Raw genomic sequence first — 20,891 nt, forward strand, 5'->3', positions numbered from 1 at the left:
TATGTCGCTTGCTAAAGCGTCCCTGTGGACGGCAGCCAGTACGCTGGTAAAAATTGGTGCGGGCCTGCTGGTGGTGAAACTGCTGGCGGTTTCATTTGGTCCGGCGGGTGTGGGGCAGGCGGGTAACTTCCGCCAGATGGTTACCGTGCTCGGTGTACTGGCGGGGGCCGGAATATTCAACGGCGTCACGAAGTACGTCGCACAGCATCATGACGATCCGGCGCAGTTACGCCGTGTGGTCGGTACCTCTTCGGCGATGGTGCTGGGATTCTCCACGCTGATGGCCGCCCTTTTTCTGCTGGCAGCAGCGCCGATCAGCCAGGGTTTATTTGGTCATACGCATTATCAAGGGTTAGTGCGGCTGGTTGCACTGGTACAGATGGGCATAGCCTGGGCGAACCTGCTGCTGGCGCTGATGAAAGGTTTTCGCGATGCTGCCGGCAATGCGCTATCGCTGATTGTCGGTAGCCTGGTGGGCGTGGTGGCCTATTATGGTTGCTATCGTCTCGGGGGTTACGAAGGTGCGTTGTTAGGGCTGGCGCTGGTGCCTGCGCTGGTAGTGATCCCCGCTGCTGCGATGTTGATTAAGCGTGGAACTATCCCACTGCGCTACCTGAAACCCTGCTGGGATAACGGTCTGGCCGGGCAGTTAAGCAAGTTCACGCTGATGGCGTTGGTCACCTCCGTGACGCTGCCGGTGGCGTACGTAATGATGCGAAACCTGCTGGCAGCCCATTACAGCTGGGATGACGTGGGGATCTGGCAGGGGGTGAGCAGTATTTCCGATGCGTATCTGCAATTTATCACCGCCTCATTCAGCGTTTACTTGCTGCCGACGCTGTCGCGCTTAACTGAAAAGCATGACATTTCGCGCGAGGTCGTAAAGTCGCTGAAGTTTGTGCTACCGGCGGTTGCTGCCGCGAGTTTCACCGTCTGGCTGCTGCGTGACTTTGCTATCTGGCTGCTGTTTTCGGCTAAATTTACCGCGATGCGCGATCTATTTGCCTGGCAGCTGGTGGGCGATGTCCTGAAAGTAGGGGCTTACGTTTTTGGCTATTTGGTGATCGCGAAAGCGTCGCTACGGTTTTATATTTTGGCTGAAATTAGCCAGTTCACGTTATTGACGGCATTTGCCCACTGGCTGATCCCTGCGCATGGCGCTCTGGGAGCAGCCCAGGCATATATGGCAACCTATGTGGTCTATTTTTCTCTCTGTTGCGGCGTATTTTTACTCTGGCGTAGGCGGGCATGACAGTACTGATTCACGTTCTGGGATCGGATATCCCTCACCATAACCAAACCGTATTGCGGTTTTTCAACGACTCGCTGGCTGCGACGAGCGAGCACGCGCGCGTGTTTATGGTTGCCGGTCAGGATGCGGGATTCAGCGAAAGCTGCCCGGCGTTATCGCTGAGTTTCTATAGCGGGAAAAAGGCGCTGGCAGAGGCGGTTATTAAGAAAGCGAAAGCGGATCGTCAACAGCGTTTCTTCTTTCACGGTCAGTTCAATACCAGCTTATGGCTGGCACTGCTGAGTGGGGGAATTAAACCCGAGCAGTTTTATTGGCACATCTGGGGCGCCGATCTGTATGAAGTCTCCAGTGGACTGAAATTCCGCCTGTTTTATCCGCTTCGTCGGCTGGCGCAAAACCGCGTGGGCTGCGTGTTTGCCACGCGGGGTGATTTGCGCTATTTCGCTGGGCTGCATCCGCGCGTGCGCGGTGAGCTGCTGTATTTCCCGACGCGCATGGATCCATCGCTCAATACGATGAGCGACGGGCGTGAACGCAGCGGGAAAATGACCATTCTGGTGGGAAACTCCGGCGACCGCAGCAATGAACATATTGCCGCGCTGCGCGCCGTGCATCAGCAGTTTGGCGATACGGTGAACGTGATTGTGCCCATGGGTTACCCTGCCAATAATGCGGCGTATATCGATGACGTTCGTCAGGCTGGACTGGCATTATTTCGTGCGGAAAACCTGCACATTCTCAGCGAAAAGCTGGAATTTGAGGCTTATCTGGCGTTACTGCGTCAGTGCGATTTGGGCTACTTTATTTTTGCTCGTCAGCAGGGGATCGGCACCTTGTGTCTGTTGATCCAGGCCGGTATTCCGTGTGTGCTTAACCGCGAAAACCCCTTCTGGCAGGATATGGCAGAGCAAAACTTGCCGGTATTGTTTACCACCGATGAACTCAATGAAGGTATTGTGCGCGAAGCGCAGCGTCAGCTGGCCTCGGTCGATAAGAGCGCCATTACCTTCTTTAGCCCGAATTACCTACAGCCGTGGCATAACGCGCTGAAAATTGCTTCCGGAGAAACGGTATGAGCCTGATGCAATTCAGCGGTCTGCTGGTGGTGTGGCTGCTCTCCACACTGTTTATCGCCACGTTGACCTGGTTTGAGTTCCGACGGGTACGCTTTAACTTCAATGTGTTCTTCTCATTGCTGTTTTTATTGACGTTTTTCTTTGGCTTTCCGCTGACCAGCGTGCTGGTATTCCGCTTCGACGTGGCGGTGGCCCCGCCGGAAATTCTGCTGCAGGCGCTGCTGTCAGCCGCCTGTTTCTATGCTGTCTATTACGTGACCTATAAAACCCGTTTACGCAGGCGAACGGCGGAAAGACCGCGTAAGCCACTGTTTACTATCAACCGCGTTGAGGCTCATCTGACGTGGATAATATTGATGGCGATTGCGCTAGTGAGCGTGGGCATATTCTTTATGCACAACGGCTTCCTGCTGTTCAGACTGCAGTCCTACAGCCAGATCTTCTCCAGTGAAGTTTCCGGTGTGGCGTTGAAGCGCTTCTTCTACTTCTTCATCCCAGCGATGCTGGTGGTGTACTTCCTGCGTCAGGACAGTAAAGCGTGGCTGTTTTTTCTGGTAAGCACCGTCGCGTTTGGCTTGCTGACCTATATGATTGTCGGCGGCACGCGCGCCAATATCATCATCGCCTTTGCCATCTTCCTGTTTATCGGCATTATTCGCGGCTGGATTTCGCTGTGGATGCTGGCGGCCGCTGGCGTGCTGGGCATTGTGGGGATGTTCTGGCTGGCGCTGAAGCGCTACGGCATGAACGTCAGCGGAGACGAAGCGTTCTATACTTTCCTGTATCTGACGCGCGACACCTTCTCGCCGTGGGAAAACCTGGCATTGTTGCTGCAGAATTACCACAATATTGAGTTCCAGGGTCTGGCGCCGATCGTGCGTGACTTCTATGTGTTTATCCCCAGTTGGCTGTGGCCTGGGCGACCGAGCATCGTACTCAATTCGGCGAACTACTTTACCTGGGAAGTGTTGAACAACCACTCGGGGCTGGCTATCTCGCCAACATTAATTGGCTCGCTGGTGGTGATGGGCGGGGCGTTGTTTATCCCGTTAGGCGCGATTGTGGTTGGACTTATCATCAAATGGTTCGACTGGCTGTACGAGTTAGGTAACCGGGAAACAAACCGCTACAAGTCGGCGATTTTGCACAGTTTCTGTTTCGGTGCCATTTTCAATATGATCGTGTTAGCACGTGAAGGACTGGATTCGTTTGTCTCGCGAGTGGTCTTTTTCCTCGTGATTTTTGGTGTCTGTTTGCTGGTGGCAAAACTGTTGTTCTGGCTGTTTGACAGTGCCGGACTGATTCATAAACGCATAAAATCGCTGCCCCGGACACAGGTTGAAGGATAGTAATGACTGATAACACCACTGCGCCGTTGTATTCACTGCGCGGATTACAACTGATTGGCTGGCGCGATATGCAGCATGCGCTGAATTACCTGTTTGCAGAAGGGCATCTTAGGCAGGGGACGCTGGTGGCGATCAATGCTGAGAAGTTGCTGACAGCGGAAGATAACCCTGAGGTACGCGCGCTGATCGATGCCGCTGAGTTCAAATACGCTGATGGGATCAGCGTCGTGCGTTCCGTGCGAAAAAAATTTCCACAGGCCCAGGTTTCACGTGTGGCCGGTGCCGATCTGTGGGAGGCCTTAATGGCACGAGCAGGCCGGGAAGGAACGCCGGTCTTCCTGATTGGCGGCAAGCCGGAGGTGCTGGCGCAGACGGAAGCAAAACTGCGTACACAATGGAACGTGAACATTGTGGGCAGCCAGGACGGCTATTTTACGCCGCAGCAGCGTCAGGCGCTGTTCGAGCGGATTCACGCCAGCGGTGCGCAGATTGTTACCGTAGCGATGGGGTCACCGAAACAAGAAATCTTTATGCGTGATTGCCGCCAGGTTCATCCCGATGCGCTGTATATGGGCGTGGGTGGCACCTACGACGTCTTTACTGGCCATGTAAAGCGTGCGCCTAAAGTCTGGCAAAACCTCGGGCTGGAGTGGCTATACCGCTTGCTGTCGCAGCCGAGCCGTATCACGCGTCAACTTCGCTTATTACGTTATCTGCGCTGGCACTATACCGGCAATCTCTGATTTCCTCCCTTCTTTGGTATGTAGCGCATTCTGCTGAGTGCGCTACTTATTCACAACATAATCGCTGCTTTCTCAAACAATCTATTCATTTTTTGAATGCTTTAATTGCCATTTAAGTGATTTTAGGAAACCATTCGCAACAATCATGATAGTGCCGTGGTGTTTTGGGTGCCAACCGTCAAGCGGTCGGCGCCGTATGGCCTGTTATGGCAAAAAACGATGTACCCATAACGATAACCGGTCATACCGGAAAGCATACAAACACAACAAGAGGATTTATGGCAGAAAGTAAACCTGAGCTACAGCGTGGGCTGGAGGCTCGTCATATCGAATTAATTGCCCTTGGGGGCACTATTGGCGTTGGATTGTTTATGGGCGCCGCCAGCACCCTCAAATGGGCGGGGCCATCAGTTCTGTTGGCCTATATTGTCGCCGGGCTGTTCGTCTTTTTCATTATGCGTTCCATGGGCGAGATGCTGTTTCTGGAGCCGGTTGCCGGTTCATTCGCGGTGTATGCCCACCGTTATATGAGCCCCTTCTTTGGTTATCTCACTGCCTGGTCGTACTGGTTTATGTGGATGGCGGTGGGGATCTCGGAAATTACCGCCATTGGCGTCTACGTGCAGTTCTGGTTCCCGGATATGGCACAGTGGATACCCGCGCTGATTGCAGTCGGGTTAGTGGCGTTGGCAAACCTGGCGGCGGTTCGGCTGTACGGTGAAATTGAGTTCTGGTTTGCGATGATCAAAGTGACCACCATCATTGTGATGATCGTCATTGGGGTCGGCGTTATCTTCTTTGGCTTTGGTAATGGCGGTCAGGCGATTGGTTTCGGCAACTTGACCGAGCACGGCGGCTTTTTTGCCGGTGGCTGGAAAGGCTTCCTGACCGCGTTATGTATCGTGGTGGCCTCCTACCAGGGGGTGGAGCTGATCGGCATCACGGCGGGTGAAGCCAAAAATCCGCAGGTCACATTGCGTAGCGCGGTAGGGAAAGTGCTTTGGCGTATCCTGATTTTCTACGTCGGCGCGATATTTGTGATCGTCACTATCTTCCCGTGGAATGAGATTGGCAGCAACGGCAGCCCGTTCGTTCTCACGTTTGCCAAAATTGGAATTACCGCTGCGGCCGGGATTATCAACTTCGTGGTCCTGACCGCCGCACTGTCTGGCTGCAACAGCGGGATGTATAGCTGTGGTCGTATGCTGTACGCGCTGGCGAAGAACCGTCAACTACCTGCCGTTGTTGGAAAAGTCTCTCGTCATGGCGTGCCGGTTGCTGGCATAGCGATTTCTATCGCCATCTTGCTGATTGGCTCATGCCTGAATTACGTTATTCCGAATCCGCAGCGTGTCTTTGTGTATGTCTATAGCGCCAGTGTGTTGCCGGGGATGGTACCGTGGTTTGTTATCCTGATTAGCCAGCTGCGTTTTCGTCAGGCACACAAAGAGGCGATTGCCAGCCATCCTTTCCGCTCCATTCTGTTCCCGTGGGCGAATTATTTGACGATGGCGTTCCTGATTTGCGTATTGATCGGCATGTATTTTAATGAAGATACCCGAATGTCGCTGTTTGTGGGTATGGGCTTCATACTGGCTGTGACGCTCATTTATAAGGTTTTTGGTCTGAATCGGCATGGGGAAAGCCAAAAATTGGAGGAATAAGCGACAAAACGCACATTCCGTGACCAAAAGATAATTTATTTTAAAAAAGCACTAGACAGCAGACCGAGACCTCCGTAATATCCAGCCTCGCAACGGCGCTAAGCGCCCGTAGCTCAGCTGGATAGAGCGCTGCCCTCCGGAGGCAGAGGTCTCAGGTTCGAATCCTGTCGGGCGCACCATTTAGTAGGGTGCCAGAGCTGCGGTGGTTTTAATACCGCGTAAAAGATTTGCAGTGGTGGCTATAGCTCAGTTGGTAGAGCCCTGGATTGTGATTCCAGTTGTCGTGGGTTCGAATCCCATTAGCCACCCCATTAATTTAAAGTTGTGAAATGCGAAGGTGGCGGAATTGGTAGACGCGCTAGCTTCAGGTGTTAGTGTCCTTAGGATGTGGGGGTTCGAGTCCCCCCCCTCGCACCACGACTTAAAGAATTGAACTAAAAATTCAAAAAGCAGTAAAACGGCGAGTAGCGCAGCTTGGTAGCGCAACTGGTTTGGGACCAGTGGGTCGGAGGTTCGAATCCTCTCTCGCCGACCAATTTTGAACCCCGCTTCGGCGGGGTTTTTTGTTTTCTGATTTTCTCTTCTTTCAGGCACTTACACAAAGAAAGACCTGTGTGATATCGCTGCCATGTCCCGAATTACCTGATGTCTTAAAAAGTCCGAATACCTAGTTTTTGCAGTGCAATCATGGCATGCCTTGTGCAATAATATGCGTGTAGATGCTCATTCCATCTCTTATGTTCGCCATCTGGCCTCATAAACTCAGGAATGACGCAGAGCCGTTTCCGGTGCTTATCGTCCACTGACAGATGTCGCGTTAGCCTCATCAAACACCATGGACATAACGTTGAGTGAAGCACCCATTTATGTTGTCATACAGACCTGTTTAACGCCTGCTCCAAAAGAGCGGGCGTTTTTTTATGCATATACACGTCATCCTTCAAGCTGCCTCTTTGTTGGCTACGCCTGGGTTATTCGGCCCATCCTTGGGCCTCACCCCTACGGGGCCGCCGCAAACAGCGTTCAAATCTGTTCCTGACAGATTTGTCACCCCAGTCACTTACTTATGTAAGCTCCTGGGGATTCCCAGACTTGCCGCCTTGATGCATCTTGAATGATTTTGTGTATACGATTGCCCGGTAAGCGAAGTGCCACCGGGCAAGAGGGAATCACTGCGAAGGAGTGTTGTTCTGTAGCGTCAGCATCAGGCCATCACGACGCATCGTGGCGGCTTCTTCCGGTTGATGCAGTCTGTCCAGCGCGTCGGCCAGCCAGGCGTAGTCGTAGGCATCCGGACGCTGTTTAAGGGCCGCACGGAAGGCGATCGTTGCCTCCTGCCATTCACCGTGCTTCATCAACGACTGACCAAGCGTACTCCACAGAAGCGGGCGATCGCCCACGGCTTTAATCTGCTGGCGCAGCACTTTTTCTATCTGCTCAGGGTTGTTGGTTTTCAGACGCGGGATAGGCAGTACCAGGCGGTCGTCATACTGGCGTTTCAGACCCTCAATGATGATTTGCTGTGCCGTATCATGATCGTCGCACTCAATCAGATGCTCAGCCATGGCGACCTGCAGGGCAACCTGATGACGGGTTTTACGGTTCTGGTTTTTCCACCATGCGCGTAGACCCTCACTACCCTGATCGGCGCGAACCTGATCCATCAGGCCCACCCAGGCTTGTTGTTCCAGCATGGCACGGTGTTCTTCATCACCCACGCGTGCTTTGGCCATAGAAGGAATGATATCCAGTAAGGAACTCCATGCATCGGTGCGAATGTAAGCCTGCTCAGCCAGACGCAGAACTTCCGGGTGACGCGGCGTCACTTCCAGCAGCTTGTCGACGCTGTGGCGCGCGGCGTGGTCCTCATTGCGGGCCAACTGTAGGCGAACACGGGTGATGTCCACCGGGATTGTATCGTTCCCGGCCAGTTCAGCTGCACGTTCAAGGTGCTGATTAGCGCGAGCTTCATCACCACGCTGCTGAGCCGCTTCTGCTGCCAGAAGATAATTGACTACCGGCTGTTCCGCGTGATCGGCATTTTTCGACATCAGTTTTTCAACCTGCTGATAGTCGCCTTCTGCCAGCTTGAGCAGAGCCTGCTCGGTCTGCTTACGTGCACGGCGGCGCTTGCGACCCACAAACCAGCCGCGCGTATGCGCACCGGTGCGGAAAATACGGCGCAGCAGCCATTCAATCGCAAACAGAATGACCATGGCGACGATCAGGATGATCACCAGACCCGTCACGCTGGTTTCAATGTTGTAGTTGTCTGTTTGGATCAGCACGTATCCCTGATGACCGGCGATCATTGGGCCGACGACGATCCCGGCGATCAGCAGCACAAAGAGCAATAATACTTTTAGCATCATTATTCTCCCTGCGGCGCGGTTGCCGGCGTGTCAGCCTGAGGTGCAGGTGCAGGTGCAGGTGCAGTTTCAGCCTCGGCTGGAGAGGTTGTTGGCTGTGCCAGTAAATTACGCACGCGGGTTTGCATGAGCTTCTCGAGAATGGTCTGGCTCTGCAACGTGTCCGGCACGTTCATACTGATGCTTTGCTGGCTTAGCTGATCCACTTCATCAAGAAACGCTTTGGTGGTTGCATCGTCGGTGTCGTAATAGGCGCGTACCCAGGTGGAGACATTCTCCAGCGCCTGGCGATAGGTTTCTTCCTGATGACGTGGCACGGCTTGTGCGGCGACTAACAGGCGAGAACGGATATTTTCACGCAGGTAAACGTCCTGATTTGGTGCCAGTAGCGGAACGGCAGTTTCATCGCGACGGCGAATGGTAATAAAGCTGTCCATAAAGTTCTGCCAGCTTTTTTGCAGATTGACGCGCCATTCGCTAATAGAGCTGGAAAGCTCACTGCTGTCGGAATCCATCGGTGAATCGTCGGTGTTGTTGTCCGCCAGGCGTAGGTTATCAATCTGGTTGGAGAGCTGATTTACCTTGAGGATAATGCCGTCGTAGTCGACCTGTGAAACCGCAGACAGGCTGGCGATATCATCGGTGATGGCGCGACGGGCGGTAATCAAACTGGGATCGTTCATGTCTGCCAGGCTGGCATCGGCGCTTTTCAGCAGCGCTGCCGCAGACGTAACGTCCTGATCGCTCCATAATTTACGTCCGGCCAGTTTCACCAGGAAATCAGCCTGTGCCAGCAGCCAGGTTTTTGCATCACTGCCGGAGATGGTGGCGACCTTCTGCTGGACTTCATCAAGCTGTTTGACCAGCGCGGCCTGCTGTCGACTGGCTTCATCCAGCTGTGTGGCCTGCTGTTTAATAATGCCTTCCAGCTCGCTCTTCTGACTTTCCTGCGCTTTTTGTAGCGCGATGAGCTGAGTCGCCAGCGCATCGCTGGTTGCTGTTTGCGTTGTTGCCTGCTGTTTCGCCCAGCCATACAGACCCACGCCCGCCGCCAGTGCAATCGCAATTGCCACTGCGCTCAGGATCAGTGCGGTGTTGTTGTGGTTCTTTTTTTCTGCTTTGACTGGCTGTGGTGTTGTTTCCACGGCCTCCCTGGTCTCTTCAACCACGGCGGAGGATTTTTCTTGTTCCGTCATTATGGCATCCCATTATGAGAGTTATTGTAATGCGCGCAGTAGCGCATCGTTGTCGGCGTTATCAGCGACCTTAATATCTTGCCAGCCCAGTTCCCGGGCGAGGTGCGCCAGACGCTCACTGACGACCAGCAGCCGACAGCGTAGTAACCAGTGCTCACGATACCACTGCGGAATAAGAGACCAGAGCTGTTGCAGCATCTCTCCGCTGGTGATAACCACCGTCGTCACACCGCGTGAATGCCAGCGCATCGCCTCTTCTGCACCATCGTAATGTTTTGCACTGCGTTGATAACATTCACAAAAATCAACATCTGCACCACGAGCTGTTAAGGTTTCGCCTATCAGCTCACGACCGCCGTTGCCGCGTAAAATAAGCGCGCGTTTTCCCGCAATATTTTGTAATTCAGGTAATTGTAGCAAGACTTCGCTGATTTCCCGATCCAGCGGATAGTGAATATTGCATCCGCTCACGGTATGCAATGCCAGCGCTGTTGTGCGACCGATAGCAAAATAGCGCGGGAGAGTGGGCCAGTTTGCCCCCTGCTGCGAAAGCTCGGCGTCGGCAAAGGTGACGGCATGCTGCGAGAGAGCAAAGACCAGATCGTTTTCCGTGAGCGCCGACAGCCGGGAGGCTAGCGTTGCCAGTTCCCGACCGGGCGAAAACTCGATAAGCGGAAAACTCCAGGCCACCTGCCCCAGTGTGCGCAGACGGCTCACTAACTCTTCCCCTGCGGGAGACGGGCGGGTGACCAGAATACTCATGCCGGTGCTTCTCCGTTATAAACGTCAGCCAGAATGGTGCGCGCACCGTTCTCTAACAGTTCTTCCGCCAGGGAAATGCCCATTTGTTCGGCATCCTGCGGTGCACCACGACGCTCTCCACACACCATCTGCGACCCGTCAGGTGCACCGACCAGCGCTCGTAGCCAAATCTCACCGTTGATGAGTTCTGCATAGCTGCCAATAGGCACCTGACAGCCTCCTTCCAGGCGGGTGTTCATGGCGCGTTCCGCTTTGACGCGCAGGGCGGTTTCTTCATGGTTGAGCGGGGCCAGCAGCGCCTGGGTACGTAGATCGTCAAGTCGACATTCTATGCCCACAGCACCTTGCCCGACAGCTGGCAGAGAGACCTCTGGCGGCAGCGCGGTCCGGACGCGTGACTCAAGCCCTAAACGCTTTAGCCCGGCGACGGCAAGAATAATGGCGTCATAGTCGCCGTTATCCAGTTTGCTCAGGCGTGTGCCCACGTTGCCACGCAATGAGCGGATAACAAGATCCGGGCGCTGCTTCGCCAATTGGCACTGGCGACGTAGGCTCGACGTCCCAACGATGCTGCCTTCCGGGAGGTCATCCAGTGAGTTAAATTTATTTGAGACAAACGCATCGCGTGGATCTTCGCGTTCACAGATAGTAACCAGCCCAAGTCCTTCAGGGAACTCGACCGGCACATCCTTCATGGAATGCACGGCGATATCGGCGCGTTTTTCTAACAGCGCGACTTCCAGCTCTTTGACAAATAAACCTTTCCCCCCGACTTTCGCCAGCGGGGTATCCAGGATCACGTCGCCACGGGTCACCATAGGGACCAGTTCAACGACCAGACCGGGGTGATTTGCCATTAAAGCGTCTTTGACATAATGTGCCTGCCAGAGCGCAAGGGGGCTTTGGCGTGTGGCAATTCTCAAAACATTGTCTAACATGCTTGTTACCGTCATTATCAATCATTAACCATCCTAACATCCTTATCAAAGGGATGTCAGCGTTACGCTCAAACGTAGTGAGACGAAAAGGCGCTGCATCATCACTGGCAGTGATTAATGACGAGATACCTCCCGACCGTATGAAGGAATTTACACGCAACGAACGGTGCTACACTTGTATGTAGCGCATCTTTCTTTACGGTCAATGAGCAAGGTGTTAAATTGATCACGTTTTAGACCATTTTTTCGGCTGTACTCCCTAAAAAAAGTGCGGAGAAAAAAAGGTAACGGTTATTTTTGACATACGGTTTATCCGAATTGCTGAAGAGTGTTGGTAAGCGCATGCGCTGCAGCAGTCGACACCATGACGGATAGCAAAATCAGGCGATACGTCTTGTACCTCTATATTGAGACTCTGAAACAGAGACTGGATGCCATAAATCAACTGCGTGTCGATCGCGCGCTTGCTGCCATGGGCCCTGCTTTCCAGCAGGTATACAGTCTGCTGCCGACATTATTGCACTACCACCATCCGCTGATGCCGGGTTACCTCGATGGTAACGTTCCCAAAGGCATATGCTTTTACACGCCTGATGAAACCCAACGTCACTACCTGAATGAGCTGGAGCTGTACCGCGGCATGTCGCCGCAGGACCCCCCGAAGGGTGAGCTGCCGATTACCGGCGTTTACTCGATGGGCAGCACCTCTTCAGTCGGGCAAAGCTGTTCCTCTGACCTGGATATCTGGGTCTGCCATCAATCCTGGCTGGATAGCGAAGAGCGCCAGTTGCTGCAGCGTAAATGCAGCCTGCTGGAAAGCTGGGCCGCCTCGCTGGGCGTGGAAGTCAGTTTCTTCCTGATTGATGAAAACCGTTTCCGTCACAATGAAAGCGGCAGTCTGGGTGGTGAAGACTGTGGCTCAACGCAGCACATCCTGTTGCTTGATGAATTTTATCGCACCGCCGTGCGCCTCGCGGGCAAACGTATTCTATGGAATATGGTGCCGGGCGACGAAGAAGAGCATTACGACGATTACGTTATGACGCTCTACGCACAGGGGGTGTTAACGCCAAACGAATGGCTGGATCTGGGTGGGCTCAGCTCGCTTTCCGCCGAAGAGTACTTTGGCGCCAGCCTTTGGCAGTTGTACAAGAGTATCGACTCCCCGTACAAAGCGGTGCTGAAAACGCTGCTGTTGGAAGCGTATTCCTGGGAATACCCCAATCCACGCCTGTTGGCGAAAGACATTAAACAGCGCCTGCACGACGGCGAGATCGTCTCTTTTGGTCTCGATCCGTACTGCATGATGCTGGAGCGCGTGACCGAGTACCTCACGGCAATCGAAGATCCGACGCGCCTCGATTTAGTTCGTCGATGTTTCTACTTAAAAGTGTGCGAGAAACTGAGCCGCGAGCGCGCCTGTGTGGGCTGGCGTCGTGAAGTGCTAAGTCAGTTAGTGAAAGAGTGGGGCTGGGACGACGCCCGTCTTACCATGCTGGATAACCGCGCCAACTGGAAGATTGACCAGGTTCGTGAAGCGCACAACGAACTGCTCGATGCGATGATGCAGAGCTACCGTAACCTGATCCGCTTTGCGCGTCGTAACAACCTCAGCGTCAGCGCCAGCCCGCAGGACATTGGCGTGCTGACCCGTAAGCTTTACGCTGCGTTTGAGGCCCTGCCGGGCAAAGTGACGCTGGTGAACCCGCAGATCTCACCGGACCTCTCGGAACCGTATCTGACCTTTATCCATGTGCCGCCGGGTCGTGCTAACCGTTCAGGTTGGTATCTCTACAACCGTGCGCCCAACATGGATTCGATCATCAGCCATCAGCCGCTGGAATATAACCGCTACCTGAACAAACTGGTGGCGTGGGCGTGGTTTAACGGTCTGCTGACATCACGTACGCATTTGTTTATTAAGGGCAACGGCATTGTCGATCTGCCGAAGCTGCAGGAGATGGTCGCTGACGTATCGCACCACTTCCCGCTGCGCTTGCCGGCACCTACACCGAAAGCGCTGTACAGCCCGTGTGAGATTCGCCATCTGGCGATTATCGTCAACCTTGAATACGACCCGACGGCGGCATTCCGCAATCAGGTGGTGCATTTTGATTTCCGTAAGCTGGACGTCTTCAGCTTTGGCGAAGAACAAAATTGCCTGGTCGGTAGCGTAGACCTGCTGTACCGCAACTCGTGGAACGAAGTACGTACGCTGCACTTCAACGGCGAGCAGGCGATGATTGAAGCGTTAAAAACGATTCTTGGCAAAATGCATCAAGATGCGGCACCGCCGGACAGCGTCGAGGTCTTCTGTTATAGCCAGCATTTACGTGGCCTGATCCGTACACGCGTCCAGCAACTGGTGTCCGAGTGCATTGAGCTGCGCCTTTCCAGTACACGCCATGAAACCGGTCGCTTCAAAGCGCTGCGCGTTGCCGGGCAGACGTGGGGACTGTTCTTTGAGCGTTTGAATGTGTCGGTACAGAAACTGGAAAACGCCATTGAATTCTACGGCGCAATTTCACACAACAAGCTGCACGGTCTTTCCGTTCAGGTTGAGACCAATCACGTGAAATTACCGTCTGTAGTGGATGGTTTTGCCAGTGAAGGGATCATCCAGTTCTTTTTCGAAGAAACGGGTGATGAGCAGGGCTTTAATATCTACATTCTGGACGAGAGTAATCGGGTCGAGGTGTATCACCATTGCGAAGGCAGCAAAGAAGAGCTGGTTCGCGATGTTAGCCGCTTCTACTCCTCGTCGCACGATCGCTTTACCTACGGCTCCAGCTTCATTAACTTTAATCTGCCGCAGTTCTATCAGATTGTGAAAACCGATGGTCGCGCGCAGGTTATCCCGTTCCGTACCCAGCCGATTAACCCGGTCCCGCCGGCTAATCAGGATAATGACACGCCGATGTTGCAGCAGTATTTTTCGTGATTATTGTGCCGGATGGCGGTGTAAACACCTTATCCGGCCTACAATTGACGCGAAACGGGTAGGCCGGATAAGCAAAGCGCATCCGGCACAAGACCTCAACGGAAGCTCACGGCTTCTCCCGCCTGTTGCGTTGCAGCCTGCTCCAGCAGATCCCAGAAGCGTTCACCGCTACGGTCGCAAATCCATTCGTCACCTTTCAAGTTAAAATGGTAGCCACCCTGTTTGGTCGCCAGCCACACCTGATGCAGTGGCTCCTGACGGTTAATAATAATCTTGCTGCCGTTTTCAAAGCTGATGGTCAGCACGCCGCCGTTGATCTCACAGTCGATATCGCTGTCGCCGTCCCAGTCGTCCAGACGCTCTTCAATGGTCATCCACAGGGTGTCGGCAAGGCGGTGAAATTCACTGTCGTTCATTGGTGTTTTTCCGTTTTTTCATGATGGCGAGAGTATAACCTGAAAGAATTCACGTTGCAGTTTTAGCCAAACTCTTGCTTTTACGTCTTCTCCTGCGATGATAGAAAACAGAAAGTATGAACTTTACGGGCAATCCATAATGAAAAACGTGTTTCAGGCACTCGCTGTACTTCTTACTCTGTTCAGCCTGACGGGCTGTGGTCTGAAAGGTCCACTCTATTTCCCGCCAGCAGATAAAACCGCGCCGCCACCGACGAAGCCAGTTGAAACGCAATCGCAGTCCACAGTGCCCGATCGAAACGATCGAGCAACGGGAGATGGGCCTTCCCAGGTAAACTACTAAAGCGAAGTCTCTGTACCCGCGTGAACGGAGTGAACGATGCAATTCTCTAAAATGCATGGCCTTGGCAACGATTTTATGGTCGTCGACGCGGTAACGCAGAATGTCTTTTTTTCACCTGAGCTGATCCGCCGCCTGGCCGACAGGCATCTTGGTGTGGGATTTGATCAGCTGCTGGTGGTTGAGCCTCCGTATGATCCGGAGCTGGATTTCCATTACCGTATCTTTAATGCTGACGGTAGCGAAGTGTCGCAGTGCGGTAACGGTGCCCGTTGTTTTGCGCGTTTTGTACGCCTGAAAGGGCTGACCAATAAACGTGATATCCGCGTCAGTACGGCGAATGGCCGCATGGTATTAACTGTGACGGACGATGAGCTGGTGCGGGTCAATATGGGCGAGCCCAATTTTGAACCCTCGCAGGTGCCTTTTCGCGCCAATAAAGCAGAGAAGACCTATATTATGCGGGCGGCCGAGCAGACAGTATTGTGCGGCGTGGTATCAATGGGGAATCCACACTGCGTCATTCAGGTTGATGATGTGGATACGGCCACGGTGGAAACGCTGGGACCGGTTCTGGAAAGCCATGAACGCTTTCCTGAGCGCGCCAATATTGGATTTATGCAAGTGGTGAAACGCGAGCACATCCGGCTGCGCGTCTATGAACGTGGGGCGGGTGAAACGCAGGCCTGTGGCAGCGGAGCGTGTGCTGCTGTCGCTGTCGGTATTCAGCAGGGCCTGCTGGCAGAAGAAGTGCGCGTGGAACTACCGGGCGGTCGCCTTGATATCGCCTGGAAAGGCCCGGGTCATCCGTTGTATATGACTGGCCCGGCGGCACATGTCTACGACGGATTTATTCATCTATGAAGCAACCAGGGGAAGAACTACAGGAAACGCTCATGGAGCTTGACGATCGGGCGGTCGTCGAATATCTACAACGTCACCCTGAGTTTTTTATCCGTAATGCGCAAGCGGTTGAAGCGATGCGTGTCCCGCACCCGGTGCGGGGTACGATCTCTTTAGTTGAATGGCATATGGCTCGGGCGCGTAATCATATCAACGTGCTTGAAGAGAACATGACGTTATTGATGGAACAGGCTAACGCTAACGAAAGCCTGTTTTATCGCCTGTTAAATCTGCAAGGACGGCTGGCGGCGGCCAGCAGCCTCGACGATATGCTGATGCGATTTCATCGCTGGGCACGTGAGCTGGGGCTGGCAGGCGCGACGGTTCGTCTGTTCCCGGATCGCTGGCGGCTTGGCGCCCCTTCAAAGTTTACCCATCTGGCATTAAGTCGTCAGGCCTTCGAGCCGCTGCGTATCCAGCGTCTCTGGCAGTCACAGCACTATCTGGGTCCGCTCAATGGCCCGGAACTGCTGGTGATGATGCCGGAGGCGAAAGCGATTGGTTCGGTAGCCATGTCGATGCTGGGGCAAGATGGTTCCCTTGGCGTCATGCTGTTCAGCAGCCGTGATGTTAATCATTACCAGCAAGGGCAGGGCACGCAGCTATTGCAGGAAATCTCGCTGATGTTGCCGGAACTGCTGGAGCGCTGGATTGAACGCGTATGACCGACTCACCGCTTTCTCAGGACGTTGCACGCTTCTTACGCTATCTGGGCGTGGAGCGTCAGCTTAGTCCCATCACGTTGCTCAATTATCGGCGTCAGCTGGATGCCATCATCGCGATAGCCGAAGAAACCGGCCTGCAAAGCTGGCAACAATGTGATGCTGCAAGGGTGCGCAGTGTTGCTGTGCGCAGTCGCCGCAACGGTCTGGGACCGGCGAGTCTGGCATTGCGCCTCTCCGCCTTACGCAGTTTCTTCGACTGGCTGGTGAATCAGGGTGAGCTGAAAGCCAACCCGGCAAAAGGTATTTCTGCGCCGAAGGCACCGCGGCATCTGCCGAAAAATATTGATGTGGATGACGTTAACCGACTGCTGGATATCGATCTCAACGATCCCCTCGCCGTGCGCGACCGGGCTATGCTGGAGGTGATGTACGGCGCGGGACTGCGTTTGTCGGAACTGGTTGGCCTGGATATTAAACATCTCGATCTCGACACCGGCGAAGTGTGGGTGATGGGTAAAGGCAGCAAAGAGCGCCGCCTGCCAATTGGCCGCAATGCGGTGGCTTGGATTGAACACTGGCTGGATCTGCGCGGGCTTTTCGGCAGTGACGAAGACGCGCTTTTTCTGTCAAAACTGGGCAAACGTATCTCCGCGCGTAACGTGCAGAAACGTTTTGCCGAATGGGGTATCAAGCAGGGGCTGAATAGCCATGTGCATCCCCATAAACTGCGCCACTCGTTTGCGACGCATATGCTGGAGTCGAGCGGCGACCTGCGCGGGGTACAAGAGCTGTTGGGACACGCCAACCTCTCTACCACGCAAATCTATACCCATCTTGATTTTCAACACCTGGCTTCAGTGTACGATGCGGCGCATCCGCGCGCCAAACGGGGGAAATAATGCGTTTTTACCGGCCTTTGGGGCGTATTTCTGCGCTCACCTTTGACCTTGATGACACCCTTTACGATAACCGTCCCGTTATCACGCGCACCGAGCAGGAAGCGCTCGCGTTTGTGCAAAATTATCACCCGGCGCTGAGCTCCTTACAAAATACCGACCTGCAGCGCCTGCGCCAGGCTGTGCGCGACGCCGAGCCGGATATTTACCATGACGTCACCCAATGGCGTCATCGTGCCGTAGAGCGCGCTATGCTGGAGGCTGGCCTGTCGGCGGCAGAGGCGAAAATGGGGGCGAACGCGGCGATGATGAACTTCGCCAAATGGCGCAGCCGCATCGACGTCCCGCAATCTACGCATGACACGTTGAAGGTACTGGCCCGCAAGTGGCCGCTGGTGGCGATCACCAACGGTAACGCGCAGCCGGAGCTGTTTGGTCTGGGCGAATATTTTGAGTTTGTGCTGCGTGCCGGCCCCGATGGGCGATCAAAACCGTTCAGCGACATGTATTTGCTGGCGGCGGAAAAACTGAATATGTCCATGGGTGAGATCCTGCACGTCGGTGACGACCTGACGACAGATGTCGCCGGGGCCATCCGCTGCGGCATGCAGGCCTGCTGGATCAAGCCGGAAAATGCCGACCTGATGCAAACCGCTGACAGCCGTTTACTGCCGCATATCGAAATTTCACAGTTGGCATCTCTGACCTCGCTGATATAATCATCAACAACTCTGTATAAATTCCCAGGGGTCCGGCTGGGCCCTGTTGATTCCGGCGGTGCCAATGGACGTTTCTTACCTGCTCGATAGCCTCAATGACGAACAGCGCCAGGCTGTGGCCGCGCCACGCAGCAACATGCTGGTTCTGGCAGGCGCGGGGAGTGGTAAAACGCGCGTGCTGGTACACCGCATCGCCTGGTTACTGACGGTTGAAAACAACTCGCCATACTCGATTATGGCGGTGACCTTTACCAACAAAGCGGCGGCAGAAATGCGCCACCGTATTGGTCAGATCATGGGAACCAGCCAGGGCGGTATGTGGGTCGGTACCTTCCACGGACTGGCACACCGCCTGCTGCGTGCGCACCATATGGATGCCAACCTGCCGCAGGATTTCCAGATCCTCGACAGCGAAGACCAGCTGCGCCTGCTGAAGCGTCTGATCAAAGCGATGAACCTCGATGAGAAGCAGTGGCCAGCGCGCCAGGCAATGTGGTTTATCAACAGCCAGAAAGACGAAGGGCTGCGCCCGCACCATTTGCAGAGCTACGGCAATCCGGTCGAGCAAACCTGGCAGAAGGTTTACCAGGCCTACCAGGAAGCGTGCGATCGCGCCGGGCTGGTGGATTTCGCCGAGCTGCTGCTGCGCGCGCATGAACTGTGGCTCAACAAACCGCACATTCTGCAGCACTACCGCGAACGTTTTACCAACATCCTGGTGGACGAATTCCAGGATACGAACAATATCCAGTACGCCTGGATCCGCCTGCTGGCGGGTGACACCGGCAAGGTGATGATCGTCGGCGATGATGATCAGTCAATCTACGGTTGGCGCGGGGCGCAGGTGGAAAACATCCAGCGCTTCCTCAACGACTTCCCCGGTGCCGAAACTATTCGTCTGGAGCAGAACTACCGCTCGACCAATAATATCCTTAGCGCGGCTAACGCCCTGATTGAAAACAATAACGGGCGTTTGGGTAAAAAGCTGTGGACCGAGGGCGTCGACGGTGAGCCGATCTCACTCTATTGCGCGTTCAACGAACTCGATGAAGCGCGTTTTGTGGTTAACCGCATCAAAGCCTGGCAGGACAATGGCGGTCAGTTGACACAGTGCGCCATTCTTTATCGCAGCAACGCCCAGTCGCGCGTGCTGGAAGAAGCGCTGTTGCAGGCTAGTATGCCGTACCGTATTTACGGTGGAATGCGCTTCTTCGAGCGTCAGGAAATCAAAGACGCGCTCTCTTACCTGCGTCTGATAGCTAATCGTAACGACGACGCCGCGTTCGAGCGTGTGGTGAATACCCCCACGCGCGGTATCGGCGATCGTACGCTGGACGTGGTGCGGCAGACCTCGCGCGACCGCCAGCTGACAATGTGGCAGGCGTGTCGTGAACTGCTGCAGGAAAAAGCCCTGGCCGGGCGTGCCGCCAGCGCACTACAGCGCTTTATGGAACTTATCGACGCACTGGCGCAGGAAACCGCCGATATGCCGCTGCACGTGCAGACCGACCGGGTAATAAAAGACTCCGGCCTGCGCATGATGTACGAGCAGGAAAAAGGTGAGAAGGGCCAGACGCGTATCGAAAACTTAGAGGAACTGGTGACGGCAACGCGCCAGTTCAGCTACAACGAAGAAGACGAAGACTTGATGCCGCTACAGGCGTTCCTCTCCCACGCGGCGCTGGAAGCGGGCGAAGGGCAGGCGGATACCTGGCAGGATGCGGTCCAGCTAATGACCTTGCACTCGGCCAAAGGTCTGGAGTTCCCGCAGGTGTTTATCGTCGGAATGGAAGAGGGCATGTTCCCCAGCCAGATGTCACTCGATGAAGGTGGGCGCCTCGAAGAGGAACGCCGCCTGGCCTATGTGGGCGTTACCCGTGCGATGCAGAAACTGACGTTGACCTACGCCGAAACGCGTCGCCTGTACGGCAAAGAGGTTTACCACCGTCCATCCCGGTTTATTGGTGAATTACCAGAGACCTGCGTGGAAGAGGTTCGCCTGCGCGCCACGGTCAGCCGTCCGGTAAGTCATCAACGGATGGGTACGCCGATGGCGGAGAACGACACCGGCTATAAGCTCGGTCAGCGTGTGCGTCACGCCAAATTTGGCGAGGGCACCATCGTCAACCTGGAAGGTAGCGGTGAACACAGTCGTTTGCAGGTCGCGTTCCAGGGGCAAGGGATCAAATGGCTGGTTGCCGCCTACGCCAGGCTAGAAACCGTTTGATCGCCTGATGGCGCTACGCTTATCAGGCCTGCATGTCGCTTAATATTATGATTTGTAGGCCGGATAAGGCGAAGCCACCATCCGGCAATCTTTCGGTTAATATTCTGAAATCATAGATAAATCCCCCCGTTCTGCTAACCTTGCAGCATGAGGGGAAATTATTACTTTTTCGCCATCTGTTGCGTGTTGACGTCAAAATTTTGCTGGCGTAACATGCGCGCACGATTACGCTAAGAGGACATTCGCCTTGGACACACCCAGTAGATACTGGCTCATTATCCTGTCATCCAGGATCAACTCCTAAGGCTATCCCTTTTTGCTGATAGCCTTCGCGGTTGTCAGCGACCTTCTGTTTTTTCTCGTCGCGCCGAGTCAGGCTGTTTAATGGTCTGAAACCCAATTTGTTTCTGTGTGCCCACCGAACTGTCCGATAAT

Annotated in this window: 18 protein-coding genes and 4 tRNA genes; 17 read left to right on the forward strand and 5 right to left on the reverse strand. The window is 54.4% G+C overall.

The genetic code is table 11. From position 1 onward, the window contains the following. Position 1 precedes the first annotated feature (1 nt). From wzxE to M2374_RS20865, 9 genes are all read left to right on the forward strand, one after another. Positions 2-1,252, forward strand: coding sequence for a lipid III flippase WzxE (gene wzxE, locus M2374_RS20825; RefSeq protein WP_117343790.1), 1,251 nt, complete (start codon positions 2-4; stop codon positions 1,250-1,252). Then, positions 1,249-2,328 (forward strand): TDP-N-acetylfucosamine:lipid II N-acetylfucosaminyltransferase, encoded by a 1,080-nt coding sequence (locus M2374_RS20830; protein ID WP_115259852.1) that lies wholly within the window; start codon positions 1,249-1,251, stop codon positions 2,326-2,328. Before wzxE ends, M2374_RS20830 begins: the two co-directional genes overlap by 4 nt. Further along, positions 2,325-3,677: an ECA oligosaccharide polymerase gene (gene wzyE / locus M2374_RS20835; protein ID WP_096758937.1), complete on the forward strand. Its 1,353-nt coding sequence runs from the start codon at positions 2,325-2,327 to the stop codon at positions 3,675-3,677. The genes M2374_RS20830 and wzyE overlap by 4 nt, the downstream gene beginning before the upstream one ends. A 2-nt stretch (positions 3,678-3,679) precedes the next feature. Beyond that, positions 3,680-4,420, forward strand: coding sequence for a lipopolysaccharide N-acetylmannosaminouronosyltransferase (gene wecG / locus M2374_RS20840; RefSeq protein ID WP_096758936.1), 741 nt, complete (start codon positions 3,680-3,682; stop codon positions 4,418-4,420). A 278-nt stretch (positions 4,421-4,698) separates the two neighbouring features. Then, positions 4,699-6,084, forward strand: coding sequence for an amino acid permease (locus M2374_RS20845; RefSeq protein WP_181688604.1), 1,386 nt, complete (start codon positions 4,699-4,701; stop codon positions 6,082-6,084). 102 nt (positions 6,085-6,186) lie between these two features. After that, positions 6,187-6,263: transfer RNA gene (locus tag M2374_RS20850), tRNA-Arg, on the forward strand. Between the two features lie 56 nt (positions 6,264-6,319). Further along, a tRNA-His gene (locus tag M2374_RS20855) sits at positions 6,320-6,395 on the forward strand. Positions 6,396-6,415: 20 nt separating this feature from the next. Next, positions 6,416-6,501, forward strand: a tRNA-Leu gene (locus M2374_RS20860). A 41-nt stretch (positions 6,502-6,542) separates the two neighbouring features. Next, positions 6,543-6,619: transfer RNA gene (locus tag M2374_RS20865), tRNA-Pro, on the forward strand. Positions 6,620-7,253: 634 nt separating this feature from the next. Here the strand turns inward: M2374_RS20865 and hemY are convergent. Genes hemY through hemC form a run of 4 tightly spaced genes read right to left on the reverse strand, consistent with a single transcriptional unit; the run spans position 7,254 to position 11,349 of the window. Then, positions 7,254-8,453: a protoheme IX biogenesis protein HemY gene (gene hemY / locus M2374_RS20870; RefSeq protein WP_181689149.1), complete on the reverse strand. Its 1,200-nt coding sequence runs from the start codon at positions 8,451-8,453 to the stop codon at positions 7,254-7,256. A gap of 2 nt (positions 8,454-8,455) precedes the next feature. Then, positions 8,456-9,649, reverse strand: a complete 1,194-nt coding sequence (gene hemX / locus M2374_RS20875; RefSeq protein WP_137363613.1) for a uroporphyrinogen-III C-methyltransferase — start codon at positions 9,647-9,649, stop codon at positions 8,456-8,458. A gap of 21 nt (positions 9,650-9,670) precedes the next feature. Continuing rightward, positions 9,671-10,411, reverse strand: coding sequence for a uroporphyrinogen-III synthase (hemD, locus tag M2374_RS20880; protein WP_115259847.1), 741 nt, complete (start codon positions 10,409-10,411; stop codon positions 9,671-9,673). Continuing rightward, positions 10,408-11,349: a hydroxymethylbilane synthase gene (gene hemC / locus M2374_RS20885; protein ID WP_135912796.1), complete on the reverse strand. Its 942-nt coding sequence runs from the start codon at positions 11,347-11,349 to the stop codon at positions 10,408-10,410. The genes hemD and hemC overlap by 4 nt, the downstream gene beginning before the upstream one ends. Before the next feature lie 394 nt (positions 11,350-11,743). Between hemC and cyaA the strand changes: the two genes are divergently transcribed. Beyond that, the gene (gene cyaA / locus M2374_RS20890) at positions 11,744-14,290 is read left to right on the forward strand and encodes a class I adenylate cyclase (protein WP_096758931.1); all 2,547 of its coding nucleotides are present in this window, start codon (positions 11,744-11,746) and stop codon (positions 14,288-14,290) included. Between the two features lie 95 nt (positions 14,291-14,385). Here the strand turns inward: cyaA and cyaY are convergent, their stop codons facing one another. Continuing rightward, complete coding sequence (gene cyaY / locus M2374_RS20895) at positions 14,386-14,706, reverse strand: iron donor protein CyaY (protein ID WP_096758930.1); 321 nt, start codon at positions 14,704-14,706, stop codon at positions 14,386-14,388. Between the two features lie 139 nt (positions 14,707-14,845). On the opposite strand from cyaY, the gene M2374_RS20900 reads away from it, so the two are divergent. The 7 genes from M2374_RS20900 to ysgD all read left to right on the forward strand — a co-directional run bounded on the left by M2374_RS20900 (position 14,846) and on the right by ysgD (position 20,760). Further along, positions 14,846-15,049 (forward strand): LPS translocon maturation chaperone LptM, encoded by a 204-nt coding sequence (locus M2374_RS20900; RefSeq protein ID WP_115259844.1) that lies wholly within the window; start codon positions 14,846-14,848, stop codon positions 15,047-15,049. Positions 15,050-15,085: 36 nt separating this feature from the next. Then, positions 15,086-15,910 (forward strand): diaminopimelate epimerase, encoded by an 825-nt coding sequence (dapF, locus tag M2374_RS20905; protein ID WP_003017933.1) that lies wholly within the window; start codon positions 15,086-15,088, stop codon positions 15,908-15,910. Beyond that, a complete protein-coding gene (locus tag M2374_RS20910) occupies positions 15,907-16,614 on the forward strand; it encodes a DUF484 domain-containing protein (RefSeq protein WP_181688603.1) in 708 nt (235 codons plus the stop codon). Before dapF ends, M2374_RS20910 begins: the two co-directional genes overlap by 4 nt. Beyond that, positions 16,611-17,513, forward strand: coding sequence for a tyrosine recombinase XerC (gene xerC, locus M2374_RS20915; RefSeq protein WP_115259842.1), 903 nt, complete (start codon positions 16,611-16,613; stop codon positions 17,511-17,513). The genes M2374_RS20910 and xerC overlap by 4 nt, the downstream gene beginning before the upstream one ends. Beyond that, complete coding sequence (gene yigB / locus M2374_RS20920; RefSeq protein ID WP_117343796.1) at positions 17,513-18,229, forward strand: 5-amino-6-(5-phospho-D-ribitylamino)uracil phosphatase YigB; 717 nt, start codon at positions 17,513-17,515, stop codon at positions 18,227-18,229. Before xerC ends, yigB begins: the two co-directional genes overlap by 1 nt. A gap of 64 nt (positions 18,230-18,293) precedes the next feature. Further along, positions 18,294-20,456 (forward strand): DNA helicase II, encoded by a 2,163-nt coding sequence (gene uvrD, locus M2374_RS20925; protein ID WP_096758924.1) that lies wholly within the window; start codon positions 18,294-18,296, stop codon positions 20,454-20,456. Positions 20,457-20,703: 247 nt separating this feature from the next. Then, entirely contained in the window at positions 20,704-20,760 is a 57-nt protein-coding gene (gene ysgD / locus M2374_RS20930) for a YsgD/CorL family protein (RefSeq protein WP_212723238.1), read from the forward strand. Positions 20,761-20,891 lie beyond the last annotated feature (131 nt).

Source organism: Citrobacter sp. JUb117 (assembly GCF_024809055.1).
In the GTDB taxonomy this organism is placed as follows: Bacteria; Pseudomonadota; Gammaproteobacteria; order Enterobacterales; family Enterobacteriaceae; genus Citrobacter; species Citrobacter gillenii.